Below are 23348 nucleotides of genomic sequence, written 5' to 3' on the forward strand. Positions count from 1 at the left end.
TTCACTCAGCGGGCGCGGGCGTCTGTGCCTTCACTTCTTCGAGGTCGACTTCTTTCTCCAGCAGCAGTTCTTTCTTGTCGGCAACCTGACGCTCCTCGCGAATGAGCTGTTTGAACGCCGATTGCTGTGAGAGGTCGCCGATCAGCACACCGCCGATGAGCTGTCCGTCTTCGAAGGCGAGACGCCGCCACTCGGTGTCAGAGTACTTCCGTTCGGCCTCGTCGTCGCCACGGGCCGGGTGACCGAACGAGAGGAACGGGAAGTCGAAGTGCGTGATGGAGTACGAGGAGACCCAGCGGAACTCCTTCTCCTCGGCGTCTGCGACCATGTTTGTCCCGGCGACCGACCCCTGCTCCTTGGCCGAGCCCCACGCGCCGTTTTGCGCCTGGGAGTCGAGGATGGTGTCGTAGAACTGGGTGAGGTCGCCCGCTGCGTAGATGTCCTCGACGTTTGTCTGCATGTACTCGTCGACGACGACGCCGTCGTCGAGTTCGAGTCCGGTCCCGTTGAGGAACTCCGTATTGAAGTTCAGACCGATAGCGACGCCGGCCCACTCACCGTCGTACTGGTTGCCATTGGGGTCGACTGCGCCGGTGACCTTGCCGTCGTCGTCGACTTCGAAGTGGTCGACGCCGGACTCGAAGACGGGTTCGACGCCGTTTTCTTCGAGTGCCTCGTGGATGATCTCCGCGCCGTCCTCCGAGAGCGCGTAGCGCCACCAGCGATTGCCACGCATCAGGTACTTCGCGTCGATTTCCTGTGCGGCACAGACCGCCGCGAGGTCGATGCCGAGCAGGCCCGCCCCGACGATGATGCCCTGGTCGGCCTCGTCGGCGTGTTCGCGGATACCACGCGCGTCTTGGAACGTCCAGAAGTGGTGGACGCCGTCGGCGTCGCTGTTCTCGACCGGGAGCTGTGCCGGCGTCCCACCTGTGGCCACCAGCAGCTTGTCGTACTCATAGGTGTCCCCCTCGTGGGTCTGGATCTCGTGAGCATCGGGATCGATGTCGGTCACGTGGGTGTTCAGCTGGAGGTCGATGTCGCGCTCGTCGTACCACTCCGGCTCGTGGATCGAGATCGGCGCTTCCGGCAGCTTCCCCTTGGCGAACTCCTTGATGAGGATACGGTTGTACAGTGCCTCCCCCTCGTCGGTTAGAACTGTGACCGACGCGTCCGGGTCCGCTTCCCGAATTGTCTCGGCTGCGGACGCACCCGCGATGCCGTCACCGATGATTACGTGCGACGTGCTCATGTACGGCCGATACGAAATCGGGCCTAATGTGGATTGCTATCTGCGTATCGTTTGCGATAGCGGGGGGACGGCGGTAGCAGACACCGATAGTCGGGGATTTGAAGGCGCTGGGGCCCATATCCGGGAGTAGAATGAAAATCTACCAGAACCCGCGCCACTGGGCGAGCAAGAAGGCGCTGACCACACCCGGCGTCCGGTCGGTGGCCAACTACGGGCTGGTGAAACTCCACACCAAAATCTTCCTCGGGAAGGCCGACGAGGCACACCGAGAGGAGCGACGCGACCATCTCGATGATTTCTTCGACGCCACAATGGACACCTACGTGGCCGCGCTTCAGGCAGACTACTCGGAGGCCGAGGCACGGGAGATCACCCACATTCAGGCGAACTTCGACTTCTACAACCACGGTTGGACCGAGATGATGGAGTTCCCCGCCGACGAACTCGAAGCCCACTACGAGCGGTACGCGGACTTCTTCGACGCGCACGGCATCACCATCGACGATCCGCTCGGGACGTTCCGGCCGGCCGGCGGCATCGCCGACGCACCGTCGACGCCGGAGCGACTGGACGAGCCGGAACACCCTCACGCCGTCGGTGGCTTCGCAGACGATGTCTACGTCGAAACAGAGGACGGTGAGATGATTGTCGGCGGCGGCCGCGAGGAACCGGACGACGTGAGCCCGACCGACGCGCCAGTCATCGATGAAGACGACGTGGAAAGCGCAGCCAGCGACTGAGCCAGACGGCGGTCGAAGGCGTGTTTTTCTCGGTATCAGCCGCAATCAGAAGAATCGGCCGACAGATGGCCGGACCGTAGAATCTCGCTTCAGGCAGCAAAACCCTCAGCGTTGAGCTTCTGAAAGCGGCGAACCGTCGGTTTTTGTCGCTGCTGACGGGTCGCGCGTGATTCGGTCGGCGCACTCGAAGCCCGCGACGATACCGCCGTTGAGCGAGCGCTCCGGGTACTGGGCACGCGAAGCCATCCCGGCGTAGTAGAGGCCGTCCGCGACGGCGTCACCCAGATCGTAGGGGATGACCATGTCGAGATACCCGCGTTCGTAGACCGGCGCAGTCCGGGGATTGCGCCCCGTCCGAATCCAGTTGACGGTGTCACGGTCAAACTCGGGGAAGAGGGATTCGATGCCGTCCAACCAGGTCTCGGCAACCTCGTCGTCGCTCTGTTGCCAGATAGCCTCGGATTCGTCCTGAATGTAGCGGGCAACGTACAGTAGATGCTCGCCGCCGTACCGCTCGGCGGAGACGAAGTTCGTGTGTTCGATGAGCGCGCCGAAGGGAGCGTCGTCGGCGATGTTCAGCCAGTACGTATCTAGCAGGGGCTCGTCCATGCTGATGACCGAACACACTGTTCCCTGGAAATCGATGTCACAGGTGTAGCCGGTCAGGGCTTCCAGCACGTTCGGCATCGTCGCGACGACGACGTTGTCGACATCGTGGACGGTCGTTTCGGTTCCGTCCGTGGCCGTCAGCGACGAGACGGTCCCGCCGCTCGTATCGACTTCTGAGACACGCGTGCCAGTGACAATGTTATCGCGGCCGACGGCGTCGACCAGCGCGTCGAGCAACCGGCCGAACCCGCCGTCGAAGTAGCCCAGTATCTCGCCGTTCAGGATGTCCCGCTCGCCGCGGAACTTGACTCGCCCGAGTAGCCACGCGGCGCTCACGTCGTCTTTCCGGTTGCCGAACTTCGCATCCAGCAGTGGCTCGAAGAAGTTCTCGTAGACGCCCCGCGTGGTGTGTTCGACGACGAACTCCTCGATAGGCACGTCCTCGAAGTCCTCCAGTCGCTCGTAGGTGTCGAAGGAAGGGACGCCGCCGCGAACGTCGATATCGAGGACGAGCATCCCCAGCCGGAACGTGTCATACAGCGAGAGATGTGGGTACGAGAGGATCTCCCAGGGCTTGTCCATCGGATGGACGACGCCGTCGACGTAGTAGGCGTTCTCCCCGATGTGCCACTCGACCGCGTCACCGAGGCCCAAGTCCTCGGCGAGTTCGACGATAGTTTCCTCGGATTTCGAGAGATGGTGGTAGAACTTCTCGATGGGGTCCCCGGCCGTCTCGTAGGTCGCTGCCAGGCCGCCGAGGTCCTCGCTCGCTTCGAATACACGGACCTCGTGGCCACGTTGCTGGAGCCGGTACGCTGCCGAGAGGCCGGCGATACCGCCACCGACGACGCCAATCATACCCCGACCTATCAGCGGTTGTGGGATTTAGTTTGCGCTTCGGTCGCCATCGTCTCGGTGTCGTCGGGCCCGGTGTCGTCTTCCGCCTCGTCGCCCGTCACCGCCTGCTGGAATTCGAGGATGGCGACGGTCCCCGTCGGGTGGTTGTCCTCGAACCAGAGCGTCCCGCCGTACAGATCCATCATGACCGAGACGAAGTAGAGACCGAAGCCGCCGGCAGTCTGGTCGGGCGAGAGCCCGCGTTCGAACACCGTCGTCTTCAGTTCGTCGCTCATTCCGGGGCCGTCGTCGGCGATACGGACCTGCAGCCAGTCGCTTGCCTGCTGGACCGAGACAGTCACTTGCGGGGTGTCGGCGTTGTTGTGCTCGACCGCGTTCTGGAGGATGCTCAGGAGGACCTCTTCGAGCAGTTCGTTCGCCTGCGCGCTGTAGTCTCCGCCCAGTTCACATGAGACCGACACCGAATCGTACTCGACACGGAGCGACTCAATCGAGCGGCGGAGCGTGGCGTTGAGGTCGACGGCGTCCAACCGCTCAGCTTCACTCGCTGTCACCGTATTGTTGATGTCCCGAATCGTTTCGCTCATTTCGGTGAGCTTCCCACACCAGTCGCTGATACTGTCGAGATGCCGGCGTTTCGGTGGCGGGACATCATCTCTGATGTGCTCCGCGCGGCCGCGGATGACGACCATCGCGTTGTGCAGCGAGTGTCTGAGGACGCCGTTGAAGAACTCGATCTGCTCGCGGCGTCGCTGGACAGAACTGCGACTCTGGCGGAGTTCGCGTTCGCGCTCGACCTGGTCGAGGGCTACCTGCGTCGTCTGTGCGAGAATCGCGGCGTACCGTCTATCCTCCGTGGCGAGGGTGCTGTCATGTGACGTAATCGCCATCACGCCGTGGGGGCCAAGCGGCAGCATCAGCGCGTTGTCCAGTGGGTCGAGTCCATCCCGATCGAGCGAGACGGCCTGTATCTCACCGGTCTCGTACGTCTTCCAGAGTTTGCTCTCGGGTTCGTCCGTCGGCGAACCGCACAGCAGTTCTTCGTCGATATTCTGCTCGATTGAGTCGCTGATGACGGCCGGTTCAAGAACGTTATCGGCTTCGAGGAACACACCTGCCGCGTTCTTATCGAGGACGGCCGTCGCGAACTCGACAGCCATCTCGGCGACCCCCTCGGCGGTCTCGGCCTCGATGAACTGCTGTGTCGCGGCCTGCAGCGCTTCGAGTCGGTCCTGTCGGCGTTGCTGGCCGGTCACATCCCTGAGAACGATGAGCCGACCGCGTTCCGTCCCGAACTGATCAGTGAGGCTCGTCGTCTGTGGGTTGTAGTACGTGAACGAGTCGCCGAACGAAAACACCTCGCCACGCTCGATGTGGTCAACGAGCCCCGGGACAAGGTCGTCGAGTGACTCTCCGTCAGGGTCCGGATGATCCAGCGCGCTGGCCGCGGCGGCGTTGTAATCAATGATGACACAGTCGTCGTTGAGAGCGATGACCGGGTCGGGGAGGTTGTCGACGAGGGTGTCACCCGATAGCGTCGTCACAGACAACGATTCATCCTTGAACAGCACCCACCCGACGAGTACCGCATTGAGCGAGAACGCTACCGGCGTGAAGTCGACGGCCGGATGCGGCGTGTAGCCGAAATCATACAGCACAGCGACGAATATCGGGAGGCCGGTTCCGATAATGATCGCCGCTGTCTGTCGGCGATAGACGTTCTGCGACCGGAACAAGAACTCAATCAGGAGTCCGTATCCGAGCAGTAATAGCCCGTAACTGATGGCGAGAAGGGTCGCGAACGTGGGACCGCGCTGAATAGTGACCAGCGTCGTACCGAACTGGGTGACAGGTACGACTATCACCTCAACGAGGTCGTGTGCCTGTCCCGTCAACAGTAGTAACACGTCCGCGTTTATCACGAGAAACAGCGGTACGAGCAACGATGGCCGAAGCCACGACTGTCGGCCAGTGTAGACGAGCACGAAGACGATCCAGAGCCCAATGACTTGCATAGCGGCGGTTCGTGACAGCAGGTACACTGTCCTGACAGCGGCGGGGTCCGAAACGACTAGCTGCCAGATCGAGATAGTACACCAGCAGCCCCCAGCGACCGCGAGCCAACCGTACTGGCGAGCGCCGGGGACATCCCGGTTTCGGGCGGCGACGACAGCGATGGCGAACCCGACGAGCGCCCCACCCACGTTCCCGAGGATGGCGACCGTGGCGATGTCGACACCCATGTGGATACCTACTCGAAGGTCATGTTTCCCTGTATTATGCCTTTGGGCCGCGTTCTCAGTACTGCGAACGGCTCCCAGTGTCGGTTCGCTACCTTTTTGCCTACACTGCTGAAACTCGCAGGCATGCTGACAGTCCGGGCGCCGGCTACCAGTGCGAACCTCGGGAGCGGCTTCGACGTGTTCGGTGTCGCACTGGAGCGTCCGGCCGACGTCATCCGTCTGGAGAAAGCCGACCGCGTCACCATCGAGATGACTGGCGCTGGCAGCCAGTACATCCCGGAAGACCCCGACAAGAACACCGTCGGTGCGGTCGCCGACGCACTCGATGCACCGGCACGCATTCAGATAGACAAGGGCGTCCGTCCCGCATCGGGGCTGGGCTCCTCCGCGGCCAGCGCCGCCGCGGCGGCCGTCGGGCTGAACGAACTGTACGACCGCGGCTACTCCCGCGAAGAGCTGGTTCCCATCGCCGCAAAGGGCGAGGCCGTCGTCTCCGGGGACGCCCACGACGACAACGTCGCCCCCTCGATCATGGGTGGGTTCACTATCGCGACTGAGCAGGGCGTCACGCAGGTCGACGCCGACATCCCGCTCGTGGCGTGTCTGCCCGATATCGTGGTTTCGACGCGGGACGCTCGGAACGTCGTCCCGGAGACCGCCCGCGTCGACCAGATGGTAGAGACAGTGGGTAACGCGGCGGCGCTAACGACCGGGATGCACCGCGACGACCCCGAACTCGTCGGCCAGGGGATGCACGACACCGTGGTGACACCGGCCCGCGCGAAACTCATCGACGGCTACGAACAGGTCCGCGAGGCCGCCCTGGCGGCCGGGGCGACCGGCGTCACCATCTCCGGGGCCGGCCCGACCGTCATGGCAGCCTGTGCCGAGGACGACCGGCGGCAGATCGCGAGCACGATGCTGGACGCCTTCGGAGAGCGCGGCGTCGACGCCCGCGTCTACCAAACGCGTATCGGCGGCGGCGCGGAAGTGTTCTGAGAGCGTCCATTGTTGTCACGCGCCGGTGCGCTCCGTGAGTAGCGGACAGTCGTGCTTCGAAATCAGTTACTCAGGAGCGGGTAGGAAGCGCCTCATCAGTGGCGTCTACCAGGTAGGACTAGAACACCGGGCCAAGACGGGCAAGTATGTCGGTCCACCGGGGGCGACAGCTACTGTGACGTTCCATTCGTACCGGGACCAGCGGGAAGGCGGATGCGCTCACCCCATACGCGGCCAGTCAACGACAAGGAGAGATACTCCGACAGACGGTGAAACCTCCGTACTATGTTGTAGTGCTATGTACTGCTATTAGTAACAGCAAGGCACCCCCATCCCGCTACCTGAACTATCAATGGCAACTCAGACGGGGCACGTGCTTCCAGCAGCGTACGACGCGCTCAACATCGGCATCGCACTGTATGACCCCAAGAGTGGTGCTATTCTGGACGGGAACGAGCGGGTGACGGAAATATTCGGATATCCGGTGTCAGAGTTACGCGAGCGGTCGATCAGTGAATATACCGCGAACACGTTCGTCCACTCCGTCGCCGATTTCAGGTCCCGGTTGCAGGACAGCGCCGCGGGCGAGTCACACCAGTTCACGTGGCGGATCAAACGAGCGGACGGCGAGCTCATCTGGGCCCGGATACACCTCTCGCAGCGAGTCATGTCCGGCGAGACGTACGTCTGTGCGGAGGTCCGTGACATCACGGACTACTTCGAGACGCACCACCGAGAGGAACTCCTCTGGCGGATACTACGACACAACCTGCGGAACGAAGCGACGGTCATCGCCGGAAACACGGCCCGCATCACAGCCGCCGCTGAAACCGAAACCGTCCACGAGGCTAGCGGGACGATTCGGTCCCGCGTCGAAAACCTCACCGACATCGTCGAGTCGGTCAAGCAGATCGAACGGGCGGTGGCGGGTCCTGGCACAGACTCCACTCGTTGTCACGTCACGCGGAAAGTTCGAGGTATCGTAAACACCATCGTGACTGACTACCCCGCTGCAGAGATCACCGTCACCGACCGGGCGGAGATGTGGATAGACAGCAGCGACGCGTTCACGTATGCGCTCACCCACGCTGTCGAGAACGCAATCATCCACAGTGAGGCCGTCACCCCAACAGTCGAGGTACGTATCGGTCCGTCACCGAACACCGGCCGGGTGGAGATCTGTATCCGCGATTCGAACCCCCCGATTCCCGACACGGAGGTCAGCGCGTTATTCGACCCGACACAGGCCACGGAAACAGCACACGGCACCGGCGTCGGCCTGTTCGTGATGAAGTGGTGTCTCGAGTCTCTCGGCGGTGAGCTCCGGTTCGAGCGGAGCGGTGACGGGAACGCCGTCTTCTTTTATTTACCGGCGCGGGACCCGCCGGGCGATAAGCAGTAGCCACCCGGTCCTCTGCGACGGGACGTAGCTCGCGGTAAAAGCAACCTGAGAAACTACGGCGAGGGGTTAGCCGCCCTGTACGTACTCGTTTCGAACGTCCCGGAGCACTTCATCAGCGTGACCATCCGGGTCCGAGAGGTCAGGGTCGTAGACGGACTTGACTTCGCCGTCCGCCAGCACGAACGTCCGGCGGTCGGTGCGGCCGCCGCTCGTGTCGAGGCCGAACGCTTCGGCCACGGTCCCGTCGGGGTCGGCCAACAGGTCGTACAGCAGGCCCTCCTCCTCGGCGAACTCGTCGTGGGTCGCCACATCATCCATCGAGACGCCGTAGACGGTGATGCCGCCTTCGCGGAACTGCGGGAGGTGTTCCTGAAAATCGCGGGCTTCGATGGTACAGCCGCCGGTGAAATCCTCCGGGTAGAAGTACAGCACCGTCGGTTCCTCGAAGTCGGGCGAGACAGTTTCTCCGAACTGGTTCTGTGCGCTGATCTCGGGGGCCGGCGCGCCGGGTTCGAGCATTACCCTGTATTGGTCCGGAACGCCTACACGCCTTTGGGTGGCGGCAGCGTGACCCGACAGCATGATTTGGACAACCATTTAACGGACCCCTTAGAAACCCGGACTATGTCGAATCCGCGAATCCTGATTCTCGGACCGCCGGGAGCTGGCAAAGGTACCCAGAGCGCCAACCTCGCTGAGGAGTACGGCGTCGAACACGTCACGACCGGTGACGCGCTCCGGGCGAACAAGGACATGGACATCAGTGACATGGATACCGAGTACGACACGCCTCGCGAGTACATGGAGGCGGGCGACCTCGTGCCGGACGCGGTAGTCAACGCTATCGTCGACGAGGCGCTGTCACAGGCCGACGGCTTCGTGCTCGACGGGTATCCGCGCAACCTCGACCAGGCCGAGGAACTGGAAGGGATGACCGACCTCGACGTGATCCTCTCGCTCGACGTGTCCCGCGAGGAACTGGTCGACCGACTCACGGGCCGGCGGGTCTGTGACGACTGTGGCACGAACTACCACGTCGAGTTCAATCAGCCCGAAGAGGACGGTGTCTGTGACGAATGTGGCGGCGACCTCATCCAGCGTGACGACGACAACGAGGAGTCCGTCCGCAACCGACTGGACGTGTTCGACGACAACACCGCGCCAGTCATCGACCACTACGAGGACCACGACGGTTTCGTCGCCGTCGATGGCGAGCAGACACCCGACGAAGTCTGGAGCGAGATTCAGGACGCTGTCGAAGCACACACGGCCTGAAACGCGACGGAACCGCCATTCAAGGCCGCCACCGTCGAGACAGTCAGAGTAAAACGTTGATATGCCGTCGAACCTCAAACACACACAATGGCACGTACCGCGCCGAAGGTAGAACGACTCGCCGAAGACGGCGAGGCAATGACTGACGCACTCACGACGGTGCTCGCCGCGGCTGAAGAGAACGGGACCGTCACCTGGGGTGACGTAAGTGACGACCTCACGAGCGGCGAGTGGGGGCGGCTCATCGAGTCCGGCCTGCTCATCGACGCCGACGGCGAGGGGTTCGTTATCGACGACCCCGAGGGCGTCCGCGAGGCACTCGAAGAGTCCGACGCGGCACCGAGCGACGATGACGAGGACAGCGGCTGGTCGAAGTGGGACAAGCTCGCCGGCCTCGGGACGCTGGGCCTGTTCGCCGGCTACTCCATGACCTCCGTCCGGGACGTTATCGCGGGCGGAGTCATCGATATCGTCCTCGGGCCGCTCAACGATATGCTGCCGTTCTACGTCGTCATCTTGGTCCTGGCTATCATCACCGGGACTACCTCGACGATTCTGCAGGACAACCTCATGGACATGTCGGGGATGGGCGACCATCAGGAGAAGATGGAGGACCTCAAAGAGCGCCGCAAAGCCGCGAAGGAACGCGACGACCAGGAGGCGCTGGACCGGCTCGAAGAGGAGCAGATGGAGCTGATGACCGACCAGATGGGCATGTTCAAACAGCAGTTCCGCCCGATGGTGTGGATCATGCTGGTCAACATCCCGCTGTTCCTCTGGCTCTACTGGATCGTCTTCGGGGCCGGTGTCGACGCGAGCCCGGTGATTACACTTCCCATCTTCGGTGAGGTCGAAGCGTGGAGTAACAGCGTCGCCGGCCCGGTACAGGCGTGGATTATCTGGTACTTCCTGTGCTCGCTGTCGTTCACCCAGATCATCCGGAAGGCGCTCAACGTCCAGACGACGCCGACCGGGTAGGCGCGAAGAGACAGCCCTTTCTATCGCGGCCTCCCGAACATCTCTATGTTGATTACCGTCTCCGGCCCGGCCGGCAGCGGCAAGAGCACGCTTGCCAAGAGCCTGGCCGACGCCCTGAGCTACGAGCACGTCAGCGGCGGCGATATCTTCCGCTCGCTGGCTGAGGAGCGCGGGATGACGCCGCTCGAACTGAACAAGGCCGCCGAGGAAGACGACCAGATCGACCGCGACCTGGACCGCCGGCTGCGGGACATCGCCGCCGAGCGCGACGACCTCGTGCTGGAGTCCCGTCTCGCCGGCTGGATGGCTGGCGAGTACGCCGACATGAAGCTGTGGCTGACCGCGCCGCTAGACGTGCGCGCGGACCGTATCGCGACGCGGGAGAACAAGCCCTTCGAACAGGCCAAGACCGAAACGCGAGAACGGGGCGAGAGCGAGGCCCAGCGCTACAGCGACTACTACGACATCGACTTCGACGACCTATCCATCTACGACCTGTCGGTCAACACCGCCCGCTGGGACCCACAGGGCGTGCTGAGTGTCACGCTTCACGCCGTCGAATCGTACAGCCCAGACGGTGACGAGGGGAAGGCGCCGGTCGAGAACATCCGGTACGAGTTCTGAGCCGATGACACTCCGTGCCCCGCCCGATGAACGGGACCTCGATTCGCTTCGCTCCTTCGGTGTCATCAACCTCGACAAGCCGCCGGGACCGTCAGCCCACCAGGTCGCAGCCTGGATTCGCGATGCTACCGGCCAGGACCGGGTCGCCCACGGTGGGACCCTCGACCCGAAGGTGACGGGCTGTCTGCCCGTGCTGCTCGGCGACGCCGCCCGGATGGCGCAGGTGTTTGACAACGCTATCAAGGAGTACGTGACGGTGCTGGAACTCCACGACCAAGCCCCGGCCGATATTGGCGATATCGTTTCCGAGTTCGAGACGGAGATCTACCAGAAGCCACCGCGAAAGAGCGCGGTCAAGCGCCAGTTGCGTTCCCGCCGGATTCACGCGCTGGATATCCTCGAACAGGGCGAGCGCCGGCTGCTCCTGCGAGTCCGGTGCGCTTCGGGGACCTACATCCGAAAACTGTGTCACGATATCGGGCTGGCGGCGGGGACCGGCGCGCACATGGGGGACCTCCGCCGGACGGCGACCGGGACCTTCGACGACGGATCGCTGTCGACGATGCACGACCTCATGGACGCGCTGGCCTTTGCCGAGGACGGCGACGAGGAACAACTGCGCGAGATTATCCAGCCGGCCGAGCGCGCACTGGTCCACCTGCCGCGGATCACGATTGCACCCAGCGCCGCCCGCGAGGTCGCCGAAGGCGCGCCGGTGTATGCGCCGGGCGTCATCGAAGCCGGGCCGGCCGAAGTAGGCGGAGCGACGCCCGAGATAGATTCCCAAATCGTCGCCGTCACGCCCGACGGCGCTGCGGTCTGTCTGGGGACGCTCGTCGGCGACCCGGGCGGCGAAAGCGGCCTCGTTGTGGAGCTCGACCGCGTGTTAGTTTGAAAACGGCGGGTCCACCCACCCCGCGGGAAAAGCTAAGACCGTCTCCCTACATATTGTTAGCATGGACCGATGGGTCGACCCTGACGAGGCCGACCCGGCGCAGTGGCGTGGAACGGGGCCGTACGACGGCCTGCGCCGGGGCACAGAGACGGTCCCGGTACTCGAGCGCGCCTGCCAGACGCCGCTGCCGTATCAACACGAGATAGACGTCCACCACACCGACGACGTCGCCGAACAGTTCCGGTCCAGTGAGTACGAACACGCCCGAGTCGTCTACAACAGCGGCGTAGACGCCGAGGGCCGAATCAAGCTCCTCACCCGTGGCGTGCTGTGGGGTGGTGACGAGACACACCAGCGGTTTCAAGCGCAGTACCGCCGACCACCGCCACCCACTGAAACCGTCCCATTTGGGGAGTACACCGTCTGGAGCCGGTACCAGTACGGGACTATCGAGCGAACCGACGACGGACTGACGTTCACCCCGAATGAGGCGGGACCGGACGAGTCGCTCCAAGACCTCGACTGGGCAACCCTTTTCGACCCGGTTCAGGAACGGCTCGCTGAACTGGAGCTGATTCGGAACCCGTCGTTCGGCAGGTACCGTCTGGAAGAACTCAGCGAGTGGGAGGCCTACCGGACGCGGTTCCAGTACGACCCGGACGCGTTCGCCGTCGGTCCCTGATTAGGGAGTGTATAATAAACCGGGGCGGGGTGGTACACAACGTCATGAACCACCTACTAGCTGCGGTCCCACTCCAGGCCGGCGGTGGGTTCCTCGAACTGGCGCTGTTGTTTCTCGTCCTCGCCGTCGTCGCCGGGCTGGCCGGATTGAGCGGTGTCGCGGGGCTCAGTATGCGAATCGCGAAGATACTCGTCGTCGTCTTCCTCGTCCTGATGGTCGTTAGCTTCCTCCTGTAACGCCGACTTCGGTGGGTAGTGTCACCGCCACGCCGTTTCTGAATCCTTTTATCCACGTGACGACTTCTATCGGGTATGACCGAGCAGGACGCAGCCGACGACACGGCCGCGACGGAGGAGTCGACCGCAAGCGAGGCGCAAGCGGACGGCGACGTTGACGCTGATATCGAGGGCGCGCCCGAAGATGTCGATGCGGACGAGGTCGACCTTGGTGAGTTCGATGTCGACGACGACCTGATCGACCGGGTCGCCGAGTCGGACCCTGAAGACATCGCCCAGGAGCTCGCCGCGTTGCGGACACGAGCCGACAGCCTCGAATCGCAGATCGAACAGCAGGACGAAACCATCGAGGAGCTAGAGGAGAAGCTCAAGCGCAAGCAAGCGGAGTTCCAGAACTACAAGAAGCGGATGGACAAGCGCCGCGAGCAGGAACAAAAGCGCGCCACCGAGGACCTCGTGACGCGCCTGCTCGACGTTCGGGACAATTTGGAGCGTGCGCTCGAACAGGACGAGGACACCGATATCAGAGGTGGCGTCGAGTCCACGCTTCGCCAGTTAGACGACGTGCTCGACGCTGAGAACGTCGAGGTTATCGATCCCGCCCCCGGCGGAGATGTCGATCCGACGCAGCATCAGGTGCTCGCCCGCGTCGACAGCGACCAGCCGGACGGGGCAATCGCCGATGTCCACCGGCCGGGCTACGAGATGGCCGACAAGGTACTGCGCGAGGCACAGGTGACCGTCAGCGAGAGCGAGGAGTAGCAGGCGACCTCGGTGGTATAGCGGTCGTGTTGCGGTACATTAAATAATCACCGGTCAGAGAAGGCCGCCGAGTATAAAACCGCCCGGAGGAGGCCCCTTTGTCCGTTTTTCCCATCAGCACATCTAGCAACTTTTAACCGGCCGAATCCGCTATGAGCGGGTAAGATGGCGAGCAACAAGATTCTGGGTATCGACCTTGGGACCACGAACAGCGCGTTCGCGGTCATGGAAGGTGGCGACCCTGAAATCATTGTCAACGGCGAAGGCGAGCGGACAACACCGTCCGTCGTCGCGTTCGACGACGGCGAGCGACTCGTCGGGAAACCGGCGAAGAATCAGGCGATAAAGAACCCCGACGAGACCATCCAGTCGATCAAGCGCCACATGGGCGAAGACGACTACACGGTCGAGCTGGACGGGGAGGAGTACACGCCGGAGCAGGTCTCGGCGATGATCCTCCAGAAGATCAAACACGACGCCGAGGAGTACCTCGGCGACGAGATCGAGAAGGCGGTCATCACCGTTCCGGCGTACTTCAACGACCGACAGCGCCAGGCGACGAAAGACGCCGGCGAGATCGCCGGCTTCGAGGTCGAGCGCATCGTCAACGAGCCGACCGCGGCCGCGATGGCCTACGGGCTGGACGACGAGTCCGACCAGACCGTCCTCGTGTACGACCTCGGGGGCGGGACCTTCGACGTCTCCATCCTCGATCTCGGTGGCGGCGTCTACGAGGTCGTCGCGACCAACGGGGACAACGACCTCGGTGGCGACGACTGGGACCACGCCATCATCGATTACCTCGCCGACGAGTTCGAGGCCGAACACGGCATCGACCTCCGCGACGACCGGCAGGCTCTCCAGCGCCTGACCGAGGCCGCCGAGGAAGCCAAGATCGAGCTTTCCTCACGTAAGGAGACCCGCATCAACCTCCCGTTCATCGCGACGACGGACGACGGTCCGCTGGACCTCGAACAGAAGATCACGCGTGCGAAGTTCGAGTCCCTCACAGAGGACCTCATCGAGCGCACCGTCGGCCCGACGGAGCAGGCGCTCGCCGACGCAGACTACACCAAGAGCGACATCGACGAGGTCATCCTCGTCGGCGGCTCGACGCGGATGCCCCAGGTGCAGGACCAGGTCGAGGAGATGACCGGGCAGGAGCCGAAGAAGAACGTCAACCCCGACGAGGCCGTCGCGCTGGGCGCGGCCATCCAGGCCGGTGTCCTGAGCGGCGACGTGGACGACATCGTCCTGCTCGACGTGACACCGCTATCACTGGGTGTCGAGGTCAAGGGTGGTCTGTTCGAGCGGCTCATCGACAAGAACACGACCATCCCGACCGAGGAATCGAAGATCTTCACGACCGCTCAGGACAACCAGACGCAGGTCCAGATCCGCGTCTTCCAGGGCGAGCGTGAAATCGCTGAGGAGAACGAACTGCTCGGCGCGTTCGCGCTCTCCGGCATCCCGCCGGCACCCGCGGGCACGCCCCAGATTGAAGTGTCGTTCAACATCGACGAGAACGGCATCGTCAACGTCGAAGCCGAGGACAAGGGCTCGGGCAACAAGGAAGATATCACCATCGAGGGTGGTGCCGGCCTCTCCGACGAGCAGATCGATGAGATGCAACAGGAGGCCGAACAGCACGCCGAAGAGGACGAGCAGCGCCGCGAGCGCATCGAAGCGCGCAACGAGGCCGAGGCGTCCATCCGCCGTGCCGAGACGCTCCTCGACGAGAACGAGGAGGAGATCGACGACGACCTCCAGTCCGACATCGAGGCGAAGATCGAGGACGTCGAGGAAGTCCTCGAAGACGAGGACGCCACGAAGGAAGACTACGAGGAGGTCACCGAAACCCTGAGCGAGGAACTGCAGGAGATCGGCAAGCAGATGTACCAGGACCAAGCCCAGCAGGCCGCCGGCGGCGCAGCGGGCGCGGGTCCGGGCGGCGCAGCCGGGGCCGGCCCCGGCGGTGCTGCCGGTCCGGGCGGTGCAGCGGGCGGCGCGGCCGAGCAGGGCGAGGAGTACGTCGACGCCGACTTCGAAGACGTTGATGAAAACGACGAGGAATAAGTCGTTTTCATCAGCCCGTCAGACATAGTCTGACGACGTCGACGATGAGGACGAGGACTGAAATGCCGAGTCCGAGTCGTCGGCTCGATAGACGAACGTAGTGAGTCTATCGGTGTCTGAAAAAGCGAGCGAAGCGAGATTTTTCAGTTCGACGAAGACGACGACGAATAAGTCGTTTTCATCAGCCCAGCAGATGTGATCTGACGGACGTTTAACAGCAATCGGCGCGTATTTTCTGAACGGACGAAAGTACTGAGACAGGGTCCACGAGTGTGCTGAGTAGTAGCAACGTCGTGAAACGAGTGACTTGAGTCAGAACGGGTATCTCTCCAATACATAACTGGATTCCATCATTTTGAGTCAATGATCATCGTAAGTGGGTACATCACTGCATCGATGTTTGTAGCCCAGCAATCGGAGCATTAGTAGGGTTAGCCTAGCGGTGGTGACCCTGATAATCAAAACAGTACAAATTAATGAAAATAGTGTATATATATCGGATTGTCGAGCGTACGGCTGCACAGTGAGCAACCAGAAGACTCAGGCGCAGCAGCTGAGCAGCCATCTCGACGCGGCGCGACACAAGGATCGTCGGCAGATACTCTTAGCGATACGTGACACGGAGCGATGGCAGCCGTCCATCTCGGAGTTCGACGGCGGTCGGACACCAGTGGGAGAGCCGGCAATCCCGGCGGACCTCTATCACCGCCATCTCCCGAAGTTAGCGGAGATGGGGCTCATCGAATGGGACCGGGAAACCCACCGGGTAACACGTGGCCCGGAGTACGAGCAGGTCCGACCGCTCCTTGCGTTTCTTTCCGAGAACTACGACGAGTGAGAGATAGGGTGGGCAAAAATCCAACCCTGTTGTTCGCTAGTCCCGTTCGAGTGGCGTCATTTCCACGACGCCCTGCGAGAGGAGGCGGCGCGCGATGACGATGAGTCCGTTCCTGAGTCCGGTCGCGAAGATGGCCTGTTCATCGCCAGTCTGTGGGTCGATTGAGCTAACGAGCATTGTCGACCTGTCGACAAGGAGGAGTCGTCCGACGGCAGCGTCCTCCTCCGGTGTCATTTCACTGTGGAGCCAGTCCAGTGCCGACAGGAACGCGGTGGCACGGGGGATTTCCTGTTCCACGCGGTCCCGTATCGAGGCGGATCCAGTCCCGACGATGAGGTCGGTGTTCGCGTCAAGCGAATTGAGTTGTGCAATCAGCGGGTCGGTGAGGATCGCTTCGGAACCTATGACGAGGACCACTTCATCGGTCGCGTCCTCGCTGATCGCCGCGGCGCGGTTCTCGATAGCATCGGACCCGGAGAGCGACCAGACCTCCTGTAGCTCGGCCTCGTCGTCATCCGACTCGATGCGTCCCATCTCACGCAGTGCGGACTGGAGGCGCTCGACGCGCTCTTCGTACTGATCGCGGAGTGTTTCGGTGGCCTCGGAGAGTGGGACGGCTCGGAACTGCTGGGGACTCGAATGCTGGACTTCGACCAGCCCCTTCGCTTCGAGAATCCGGACGGCATCGTAGACACGCGTTCTCGGGACTTCAGTTACCTCGCTCAATCCTTTGGCCGTGCCGCTGGACATCCGAGAAAGTCCCACAAAACACTTCGCCTCGTACTCTTTCAGACCCAACTCTTGGAGTAAACTTACCGCCTCTTCGTGTGTTGCATCAGATGTCATGTGTCCCAACCTTCATCTCGGTGGAAGCCGAGGATATGTAGGAAGATGATGCTCACAGGTAAAAGACGTTGTTACTACCACAGTATCGGCTCTCGTCCGAATTAGCGCTTTTCAGTACGGTTCCGGAGCGTATTGTGGCGATCCGGACGCCAGCTATCGCAAGTGCTCATCTGCGTGTCGGTTGTTTCGGTGCCATGACATTGTTTACTCAGTTAATCACACAACTGTTATACATCGGTCCGGAGTAGAGGTTATTGGCACGTAGCGACCTATGTGTCCCAACCACATCTGCTGCGTGCCACTTTCACGAAAACGGGACACGCTGCCCTCTAACAGTACGTCCAGAATGAGAGTCCACCGTAACAATTGTCCCAGATACACCACGGTAATTGTTTCACCGTCTGCAGCGGTACGTCTCGGGAACGGTCTACATTAAAATACAAGCTTAGCAGATAGCTAGTATGTCAGATTTTGGTCATTAATGACTGTTGGCATCCGGCGTTGAAAACTCAGTACCGCTGTTTACTCGATAATCAGATAGTTGTTTTATACATCACAATTCCGACTGATGAATTGACAGTAGAATTAATATGATTGATCAACATATTTCTAATAATGAGTGGGTCCGACAGGCGGCCCGACCGAACACCTGACAGCCCGGACACGCTCCACGCGGAGTTCGACTGGAGCGCGGTCTCACCGTCAGTGGCGGTCGTACAAACGGTCGCGATTGCGGCTGAGCAAGAGGCCATAGAACTATCGCCCCTCATTGAAACGCTCGATCCGGACGCGCTCGATCAACTATTTGGCCATTCGTCAGGGCCAGACAGTGCCGTATCGCTCTCGTTTCAACTGGGCGAATACGCAGTGACCGTAACCGGAACCGGTGACGTGTATGTCCGCACTGGCTCCGTTCATTTGTGACTGCACACGGAACAGGAGTCCCGCCGCCAACGGGTGGAGACGTTTCCCGAAGAGGCTCTAGCGGACCCACCTGTAAGAGGAAACAGTCAGCCAGTCCCGTTCCCGAGCGTTACTGTGTCGAGCGTCGTTGTCCGCTCGTCCGGCGCACCGAGTGGCCGGCCAGTCCAGCGAACCGCGACGGTGTCGCCGCTGTCGAGGTAGAAGCCGACAGAGCCATCGCCATCAAGATAGTTACCGTCACCGTCCGAGTCCACGCGCGGGTCGTCAACGACGACCGTATCGCCGGAGCCGACTGGCAGCTGGTCCGATTCGGCCCACGTCAGCGTGGTCGAGCGGTTCCGGTCCGCGTCGGTGACGACGAGCTCCAGCGCGCGCGTACTGGTGTCCGTGAGCCGGTCCCCGCCTGCGTGGGTGAGCGTCACCGCCCCCGTCTCGGCATCGAACTGGCCGTCGATAGCGACCGACGGCGACGCCGTCCGCAGGTCAGCGCCCGGACCGACGACGAGTGCGACCAGCCCGGCGACGGCCAGCGCCGCGAGCCCCCAGACTGCGACTCGCTCGACCGTGACAAGACCTCGACCGCGCGACGACTCGGGACTCATTGCTGGAGGGCTCTCTCGGGACGAAAATAAGCGCCCCGGTACGGGTCGAACACGATTAGTCGGCAAGCCGTTCTTTTGAAGTAGCTCAATCGTCTAAGCCTTGTACAACGAATGAGTCAGGATTTCTACGAGATACTGGGTGTCTCTCGGGACGCCTCCGAAGACGAGATCAAGGAGGCCTATCGGGAGAAAGCCCGGGAATACCACCCGGACGTGAGCGACGACCCCGACGCCGAAGAGAAGTTCAAGCAGGCCAAGAAGGCCAAAGAGGTCCTCACCGACGAGGAGAAACGCCAGATGTACGATCAGATGGGCCACGAGCGCTTCGAGCAGGCGGAGAAGCGCGGCGGCGCTGGCGGTGGGCGTGGCGGCCGCGGCGGCATGGGCGGGGACCCCTTCGGCGGCGGCGCTGGCGGGTTCGATATGCAAGACATCTTCGACCAGTTCTTCGGCGGCGGTGGCCGCGGCGGGCGCGGCGGCAGCCGACGGCGACAGGGCCAGGACCTCCAGACGCGACTGGAGGTCGACCTCGAAGAGGCCTACAACGGCGCGACGAAGCAACTGAACGTCACCCGGCCCGAGGCGTGTGACGACTGTGACGGGGCCGGGCATCCGCCGGGGGCCGACTCGGAGACCTGCCCGGAGTGTAACGGCCAGGGTCAGACGACGCAGGTCCAGCAGACGCCGATGGGACGAGTTCAGCAGACGACGACCTGTCGCCGGTGTGACGGCGAGGGGACGCTGTACGACGAGACGTGTTCGACCTGCCGGGGCAACGGCGTCGTTCAGAACGACGCGAGCCTCGAAGTCGAGATTCCGGCCGGTATCGCCAACGGGCAGACACTCCGGATGGAGCGCGAGGGTGCGCCAGGGGAGCACGGCGGCCCGAACGGCGATCTGCTCATCGAGGTGAGCGTCCGTGACCACCCGGACTTCGAGCGCGACGGCGACGACCTGCAACACCAGCAGGCCATCTCGTTCCCGCAGGCCGTCTTCGGCGACACCATCACCGTCCCGACGCTGGACGGCGAGGTGGAGGTCGATGTGCCAAGCGGTACCCAGAGCGGTGAGGTGTTCCGGCTAGAGGGCAAGGGAATGCCACGACTCCGCCGACGCGGCAAGGGTGATCTGTACGTCCAGGTACAGGTCGTCACGCCCGACAGCCTCAACGCCGAGCAGAAAGAGGCCCTCGAGCAGTTCGCGGAGGCCGGCGGCGAGGAAGTCGACGTCGAGGAAGGCTTCTTCGAGAAACTGAAGAACTCGCTGTAGTCAGTCGCCGCTCGCCGGCGTCCCGTTTGACCCGGACTGCCCCTCGTATTTTGCAAGCGCCGTTGCGAGCGCGGCATCAGCGTCGACGTCGAGTCGTTCACACAGTGCGAGCAGCGCAAACAGGGCGTCGCCGAGTTCCTCCTCCCGTATCGACAGTGCCGCCGAATCGGTGCCGTAGCCGGTCGTCTCGTTGATTTCGGCCGCAATGTCGCCCAGTTCAGTCACCACATCGAGCAGTCGGTATGCGGGTGGCGTGTCGATGTCGCTGTGGCCGAGCACGTCGGCGACTTGTTGTTGTCTTTTCATTTCTAGGGCGTGGAGGAGGCCACCTACATCGGCTTTGTGGCCGCGCTGTTTTTCATCGGTGGGGCCGAACGACGGCGTATGCAGGTACTCGGTGACCTTGTCGCCCAGGCCCGCGACCGTGACGGCGTTCTCTTTCGTTCGCCGGAGCGGTCGACGCCGTACAGTTACTCCGATTTCGCCACGAACGCCTGGAAAGGCGGGAATCTGCTGCGACATTACGGCGTCCGACACGGAACGCGGGTCGCCGTCGTCGTCGGTCCCAAAGAGCCGACCGACGAGGACCGACCGGGCTACCTCCGGGACGCGCCGGACGCACTGCTTGCCTTCCTCGCGGCGGCGCTTGACGGCGCGGTCGTGGATATGGACCCACCGAAAGCGGTCGATGCGACGGCACTCGTCGCGCCGGCAGCGTGGCTCGACCGCTACACGCAGGGGCCGGGGACGAAGGGGCTGGCCTACGGCGGCCCGGTCGATGACCCTACCATCGCCCAGTTCGAGCGGGAACTGTGGAGCGAGAACCCGCTCCAGCCGCCGGGTGAGGTAGCGGCCGAGGATGACGTGCTGGCGGCCGACAGGACGTACACGCACGGTGAACTCATGGCCGAAAGCGGCCGCGTCGTCGCCGACTACGATATCGATTCGGGGACGACCGTCGCGCTCCGGGCACCGATGACAACTGCGGGCGCGGTCGTCGCCGGCCTGCTCGCACCGATGCGGACTGGTGCGACAGTTGTGTTCGGCGGCGACGAGGCTGCGGATATCGCTGTTGCAGATGAGGATGCGCCCGAGGAAACCGTTGTTCATCCGGACGACGCGACGCCGTCGTAGCGACCGGGCAGACATCCGTCATCAGTGTGTGCAGCGGGCACGCGGTACTCGCCGTGTTGGTGCGGATGCAAAGCGGAATCGCTGGTCAGTCAGCTGATGGACGCTGTTGCTTTCTTAAAGAATTTATCTGTCCGGCTACAAGGAAAAGTATGGATTTTGACTTTAAGACCGCGGTAGCCCCACTCGTTGTAATTGTCGCCGTCGCGACGGTGGCATTCATGTCTATGGGTGTGATGGGTCGCTCGACAGTGTTCATGATGGTGCTACCCTCGATGATCGTCTTCTCGGTCATCGCGTTCTTTTTTGGGATGAAGCACGGCGAGTTCCGCGCCAGTCCGTAACGATCTATCTCGGACACGGTCCACGAAGGCGAGTCACCAGAACCCCGAGTTACTCCGATTCCAACTCCGGCCAGTTACCGGTAGGGCTGTGTATTGGCTGGTTTGGGTCTGTGTAAGAGGGGTTTCTGTCAACCGACAAAATTTGACTGTATTCGGTGGATCTCCCGTCGGACTCAACACCGGAACCGGAGTCGTCGAAACGTTGGCTTTGCGGTCACTCGGTTGGGCGGACGAAGTCCGCAAGCGTCACTAGCAGGCCGAGCACCCACCCCAGCGGGATGGAGATACCGAGCCAGATGATGACGTAGGCGATACCTTCCCGGTCGAAGTTCTCGACGAAGAACTCCGCGACGCCGACGGAGTCCAGCACTTCGTAGAGGAACCACCGGGACAGCGAGTCGCTCGCGGGGATGACGACCGAGGCGACCGTCGTCGAGTACAGCGCCGCGACGACCGGCGGCAGGAAAATGGCTGTCATGGCAAACGGGTATGCCAGCGCGACCGTCGTCCCACGGCCACCGACCCGCCGGAACGTAACAGCCAGTGCGGCCGACAGCGTCGCAACCCCGCCGGCGACAGCAACGGCGGTGAATCCACCCGATACGAGGTCGATGCTCCCTGGCTCGAACCGAGCAAGCGCCGCTAAGCCGCCCCAGGCGAGGACGGAAAGTAAAACGACACCGACAACGCCCAGGCGAGTCGCCGTGCCGTCGATGCGGCGGGTCTGGTAGCGCAGGACGACGCCACACAGTACCAGCGGATACACCAGCGCGATGACTGGGACCCCGAGGGCCGACCAGAGGCGATAGAGGGCCAGCCCGACCGAGGAGTCCGGTGTCCACGTCCCGAGGACGGTGTCGTTAGCGTTTCGCTGACGTGGATACACGAGTTCCATCCACGTTTCGTGTAATCTATTGAGGTCGATACGGACCCCGCCGACGACCCCGTGGCTTCCGGTAGACATACCGGTGGTTTCGTTCTACCGGCGTTAAATGCTTCACGGCACCTGTGGCCTGCGTGATAACGCTCCGTGAAGGGCCCCCGATTCGAAACCGACATATTCAGGACGGGGAGTCCCAAACGGTCAGGTATGACAGACGGTAGAGCGGACGTGTCCCGTCGGGGCTTCCTGCGGACGGCGGCAGGGGCCACGGCTGCGTCGGCCGCAGCAGGCACCGCGACCGCACAGGAGGAGACCGAGGGCGGCGACGGCGGCGGAGGCGGCGGCCCGCCGGATCTCGGCGGTTTCCTCGATGGCGTCGGTAACTTCGACGGGTCGGTTACCGACGCGACCGGACAGGACACGGCGACAGTTCAGGTCGGCGTAGACAACGGCGGCCAGCCCTACGGCTTCGGCCCACCGGCGATTCACGTCGACAACGGTGCGACCGTCCAGTGGGAGTGGACGGGCAACGGCGGCGGCCACAACGTCGTCTCGGACGGCGACGGGCCGCTGGATTCCGGGAGTACGACCTCCAGTGCCGGCGTCAACTACGAGCACACCTTCGAGGAGGACGGCATCTACCCCTACGTCTGCGTGCCACACGAAGGCCTCGGGATGAAGGGGGCTATCGTCGTCGGGACGGACTACCCGACGAAATCCTCTGGTGGCGGCGGTGGCGAGAGCGCCGGCCCGCCGGAAGTGCCAAACAGCGCGAAAACGCTCGGCGTCGCAACCTCGTTCGTGATGGTCGCGACGCTCGGACTCGCGTACTTCTTCATCCGGTACGGCGGCGACTACGAGACGCCCGAGTAACGCTCCG

25 protein-coding genes are annotated in these 23348 nt (G+C 62.7%); 17 read left to right on the plus strand and 8 right to left on the minus strand.

Annotated features, from left to right (window positions below; all coding sequences use genetic code 11):
- Position 1: 1 nt before the first annotated feature.
- Entirely contained in the window at positions 2-1252 is a 1251-nt protein-coding gene (locus tag C444_RS14860; RefSeq protein WP_004593805.1) for an NAD(P)/FAD-dependent oxidoreductase, read from the minus strand.
- 131 nt (positions 1253-1383) lie between these two features.
- Between C444_RS14860 and C444_RS14865 the strand changes: the two genes are divergently transcribed.
- The gene (locus C444_RS14865; RefSeq protein ID WP_004593807.1) at positions 1384-1992 is read left to right on the plus strand and encodes a DUF6149 family protein; all 609 of its coding nucleotides are present in this window, start codon (positions 1384-1386) and stop codon (positions 1990-1992) included.
- A gap of 105 nt (positions 1993-2097) precedes the next feature.
- Here C444_RS14865 and C444_RS14870 read toward each other — a convergent pair whose 3' ends face one another.
- A complete protein-coding gene (locus C444_RS14870) occupies positions 2098-3459 on the minus strand; it encodes an NAD(P)/FAD-dependent oxidoreductase (RefSeq protein WP_004593810.1) in 1362 nt (453 codons plus the stop codon).
- Between the two features lie 11 nt (positions 3460-3470).
- Entirely contained in the window at positions 3471-5702 is a 2232-nt protein-coding gene (locus C444_RS14875) for a sensor histidine kinase (protein WP_004593812.1), read from the minus strand.
- Between the two features lie 123 nt (positions 5703-5825).
- On the opposite strand from C444_RS14875, the gene C444_RS14880 reads away from it, so the two are divergent.
- Both C444_RS14880 and C444_RS14885 read left to right on the plus strand, forming a co-directional pair.
- Entirely contained in the window at positions 5826-6701 is an 876-nt protein-coding gene (locus tag C444_RS14880) for a homoserine kinase (protein ID WP_004593813.1), read from the plus strand.
- A gap of 352 nt (positions 6702-7053) precedes the next feature.
- Positions 7054-8103: a PAS domain-containing sensor histidine kinase gene (locus tag C444_RS14885; RefSeq protein ID WP_049909546.1), complete on the plus strand. Its 1050-nt coding sequence runs from the start codon at positions 7054-7056 to the stop codon at positions 8101-8103.
- 66 nt (positions 8104-8169) lie between these two features.
- On the opposite strand, the gene C444_RS14890 is transcribed toward C444_RS14885, so the two are convergent.
- A complete protein-coding gene (locus C444_RS14890; protein WP_004593815.1) occupies positions 8170-8622 on the minus strand; it encodes a peroxiredoxin in 453 nt (150 codons plus the stop codon).
- Positions 8623-8727: 105 nt separating this feature from the next.
- On the opposite strand from C444_RS14890, the gene C444_RS14895 reads away from it, so the two are divergent.
- From C444_RS14895 to C444_RS14935, 9 genes are all read left to right on the plus strand, one after another.
- Positions 8728-9378 (plus strand): adenylate kinase, encoded by a 651-nt coding sequence (locus C444_RS14895; protein WP_004593816.1) that lies wholly within the window; start codon positions 8728-8730, stop codon positions 9376-9378.
- An 87-nt stretch (positions 9379-9465) separates the two neighbouring features.
- A complete protein-coding gene (locus C444_RS14900; RefSeq protein WP_004593817.1) occupies positions 9466-10356 on the plus strand; it encodes a DUF106 domain-containing protein in 891 nt (296 codons plus the stop codon).
- A gap of 45 nt (positions 10357-10401) precedes the next feature.
- Entirely contained in the window at positions 10402-10980 is a 579-nt protein-coding gene (cmk, locus tag C444_RS14905; protein ID WP_004593818.1) for a (d)CMP kinase, read from the plus strand.
- Between the two features lie 4 nt (positions 10981-10984).
- Entirely contained in the window at positions 10985-11875 is an 891-nt protein-coding gene (locus C444_RS14910) for an RNA-guided pseudouridylation complex pseudouridine synthase subunit Cbf5 (protein ID WP_004593819.1), read from the plus strand.
- A gap of 61 nt (positions 11876-11936) precedes the next feature.
- A complete protein-coding gene (locus C444_RS14915; RefSeq protein WP_004593820.1) occupies positions 11937-12557 on the plus strand; it encodes a hypothetical protein in 621 nt (206 codons plus the stop codon).
- Positions 12558-12601: 44 nt separating this feature from the next.
- Positions 12602-12793, plus strand: coding sequence for a DUF1328 family protein (locus C444_RS14920; protein ID WP_004593821.1), 192 nt, complete (start codon positions 12602-12604; stop codon positions 12791-12793).
- Positions 12794-12868: 75 nt separating this feature from the next.
- Entirely contained in the window at positions 12869-13555 is a 687-nt protein-coding gene (locus tag C444_RS14925) for a nucleotide exchange factor GrpE (protein ID WP_004593822.1), read from the plus strand.
- Positions 13556-13720: 165 nt separating this feature from the next.
- On the plus strand, positions 13721-15631 hold the full coding sequence (gene dnaK / locus C444_RS14930; protein ID WP_004593823.1) for a molecular chaperone DnaK: 1911 nt from the start codon (positions 13721-13723) through the stop codon (positions 15629-15631).
- Between the two features lie 523 nt (positions 15632-16154).
- The gene (locus tag C444_RS14935) at positions 16155-16469 is read left to right on the plus strand and encodes a DUF7344 domain-containing protein (RefSeq protein WP_004593824.1); all 315 of its coding nucleotides are present in this window, start codon (positions 16155-16157) and stop codon (positions 16467-16469) included.
- Positions 16470-16505: 36 nt separating this feature from the next.
- On the opposite strand, the gene C444_RS14940 is transcribed toward C444_RS14935, so the two are convergent.
- Positions 16506-17315, minus strand: a complete 810-nt coding sequence (locus C444_RS14940) for a TrmB family transcriptional regulator (RefSeq protein WP_049909547.1) — start codon at positions 17313-17315, stop codon at positions 16506-16508.
- Between the two features lie 615 nt (positions 17316-17930).
- On the opposite strand from C444_RS14940, the gene C444_RS14945 reads away from it, so the two are divergent.
- Positions 17931-18239, plus strand: coding sequence for a HalOD1 output domain-containing protein (locus C444_RS14945; protein ID WP_004593826.1), 309 nt, complete (start codon positions 17931-17933; stop codon positions 18237-18239).
- Between the two features lie 86 nt (positions 18240-18325).
- On the opposite strand, the gene C444_RS14950 is transcribed toward C444_RS14945, so the two are convergent.
- Positions 18326-18841, minus strand: a complete 516-nt coding sequence (locus tag C444_RS14950; RefSeq protein ID WP_004593827.1) for a hypothetical protein — start codon at positions 18839-18841, stop codon at positions 18326-18328.
- 111 nt (positions 18842-18952) lie between these two features.
- Here C444_RS14950 and dnaJ point away from each other — a divergent pair, with 111 nt between their 5' ends.
- Positions 18953-20110 carry a molecular chaperone DnaJ gene (gene dnaJ, locus C444_RS14955; RefSeq protein WP_004593828.1) on the plus strand — a complete coding sequence of 386 codons (1158 nt, stop codon included), beginning with the start codon at positions 18953-18955 and terminating at the stop codon, positions 20108-20110.
- On the opposite strand, the gene C444_RS14960 is transcribed toward dnaJ, so the two are convergent.
- Complete coding sequence (locus C444_RS14960) at positions 20111-20416, minus strand: MazG-like family protein (protein ID WP_004593829.1); 306 nt, start codon at positions 20414-20416, stop codon at positions 20111-20113. It abuts the gene before it with no gap.
- Between the two features lie 78 nt (positions 20417-20494).
- On the opposite strand from C444_RS14960, the gene C444_RS14965 reads away from it, so the two are divergent.
- The gene (locus tag C444_RS14965; RefSeq protein WP_049909565.1) at positions 20495-21244 is read left to right on the plus strand and encodes a hypothetical protein; all 750 of its coding nucleotides are present in this window, start codon (positions 20495-20497) and stop codon (positions 21242-21244) included.
- Positions 21245-21393: 149 nt separating this feature from the next.
- Complete coding sequence (locus C444_RS14970; protein WP_004593831.1) at positions 21394-21585, plus strand: DUF7333 family protein; 192 nt, start codon at positions 21394-21396, stop codon at positions 21583-21585.
- 214 nt (positions 21586-21799) lie between these two features.
- Here the strand turns inward: C444_RS14970 and C444_RS14975 are convergent, their stop codons facing one another.
- Entirely contained in the window at positions 21800-22549 is a 750-nt protein-coding gene (locus tag C444_RS14975; protein WP_004593832.1) for a hypothetical protein, read from the minus strand.
- 126 nt (positions 22550-22675) lie between these two features.
- Between C444_RS14975 and C444_RS14980 the strand changes: the two genes are divergently transcribed.
- A complete protein-coding gene (locus tag C444_RS14980) occupies positions 22676-23341 on the plus strand; it encodes a halocyanin domain-containing protein (protein ID WP_004593833.1) in 666 nt (221 codons plus the stop codon).
- Positions 23342-23348 lie beyond the last annotated feature (7 nt).

The sequence above is a fragment of the Haloarcula japonica DSM 6131 genome (assembly GCF_000336635.1).
Classification (GTDB): Archaea; Halobacteriota; Halobacteria; order Halobacteriales; family Haloarculaceae; genus Haloarcula; species Haloarcula japonica.

What these genes read in the sequence shown, in the direction of transcription:
- C444_RS14860 (WP_004593805.1), bottom strand. Translation starts at nt 1,252, where the DNA reads ATGAGCACGTCGCACGTAATCATCGGTGACGGCATCGCGGGTGCGTCC.
- C444_RS14865 (WP_004593807.1), top strand. Translation starts at nt 1,384, where the DNA reads ATGAAAATCTACCAGAACCCGCGCCACTGGGCGAGCAAGAAGGCGCTG.
- C444_RS14870 (WP_004593810.1), bottom strand. Translation starts at nt 3,459, where the DNA reads ATGATTGGCGTCGTCGGTGGCGGTATCGCCGGCCTCTCGGCAGCGTAC.
- C444_RS14875 (WP_004593812.1), bottom strand. Translation starts at nt 5,702, where the DNA reads ATGGGTGTCGACATCGCCACGGTCGCCATCCTCGGGAACGTGGGTGGG.
- C444_RS14880 (WP_004593813.1), top strand. Translation starts at nt 5,826, where the DNA reads ATGCTGACAGTCCGGGCGCCGGCTACCAGTGCGAACCTCGGGAGCGGC.
- C444_RS14885 (WP_049909546.1), top strand. Translation starts at nt 7,054, where the DNA reads ATGGCAACTCAGACGGGGCACGTGCTTCCAGCAGCGTACGACGCGCTC.
- C444_RS14890 (WP_004593815.1), bottom strand. Translation starts at nt 8,622, where the DNA reads ATGCTCGAACCCGGCGCGCCGGCCCCCGAGATCAGCGCACAGAACCAG.
- C444_RS14895 (WP_004593816.1), top strand. Translation starts at nt 8,728, where the DNA reads ATGTCGAATCCGCGAATCCTGATTCTCGGACCGCCGGGAGCTGGCAAA.
- C444_RS14900 (WP_004593817.1), top strand. Translation starts at nt 9,466, where the DNA reads ATGGCACGTACCGCGCCGAAGGTAGAACGACTCGCCGAAGACGGCGAG.
- cmk (WP_004593818.1), top strand. Translation starts at nt 10,402, where the DNA reads ATGTTGATTACCGTCTCCGGCCCGGCCGGCAGCGGCAAGAGCACGCTT.
- C444_RS14910 (WP_004593819.1), top strand. Translation starts at nt 10,985, where the DNA reads ATGACACTCCGTGCCCCGCCCGATGAACGGGACCTCGATTCGCTTCGC.
- C444_RS14915 (WP_004593820.1), top strand. Translation starts at nt 11,937, where the DNA reads ATGGACCGATGGGTCGACCCTGACGAGGCCGACCCGGCGCAGTGGCGT.
- C444_RS14920 (WP_004593821.1), top strand. Translation starts at nt 12,602, where the DNA reads ATGAACCACCTACTAGCTGCGGTCCCACTCCAGGCCGGCGGTGGGTTC.
- C444_RS14925 (WP_004593822.1), top strand. Translation starts at nt 12,869, where the DNA reads ATGACCGAGCAGGACGCAGCCGACGACACGGCCGCGACGGAGGAGTCG.
- dnaK (WP_004593823.1), top strand. Translation starts at nt 13,721, where the DNA reads ATGGCGAGCAACAAGATTCTGGGTATCGACCTTGGGACCACGAACAGC.
- C444_RS14940 (WP_049909547.1), bottom strand. Translation starts at nt 17,315, where the DNA reads ATGACATCTGATGCAACACACGAAGAGGCGGTAAGTTTACTCCAAGAG.
- C444_RS14945 (WP_004593826.1), top strand. Translation starts at nt 17,931, where the DNA reads ATGAGTGGGTCCGACAGGCGGCCCGACCGAACACCTGACAGCCCGGAC.
- C444_RS14950 (WP_004593827.1), bottom strand. Translation starts at nt 18,841, where the DNA reads ATGAGTCCCGAGTCGTCGCGCGGTCGAGGTCTTGTCACGGTCGAGCGA.
- dnaJ (WP_004593828.1), top strand. Translation starts at nt 18,953, where the DNA reads ATGAGTCAGGATTTCTACGAGATACTGGGTGTCTCTCGGGACGCCTCC.
- C444_RS14960 (WP_004593829.1), bottom strand. Translation starts at nt 20,416, where the DNA reads ATGAAAAGACAACAACAAGTCGCCGACGTGCTCGGCCACAGCGACATC.
- C444_RS14965 (WP_049909565.1), top strand. Translation starts at nt 20,495, where the DNA reads ATGCAGGTACTCGGTGACCTTGTCGCCCAGGCCCGCGACCGTGACGGC.
- C444_RS14970 (WP_004593831.1), top strand. Translation starts at nt 21,394, where the DNA reads ATGGATTTTGACTTTAAGACCGCGGTAGCCCCACTCGTTGTAATTGTC.
- C444_RS14975 (WP_004593832.1), bottom strand. Translation starts at nt 22,549, where the DNA reads ATGTCTACCGGAAGCCACGGGGTCGTCGGCGGGGTCCGTATCGACCTC.
- C444_RS14980 (WP_004593833.1), top strand. Translation starts at nt 22,676, where the DNA reads ATGACAGACGGTAGAGCGGACGTGTCCCGTCGGGGCTTCCTGCGGACG.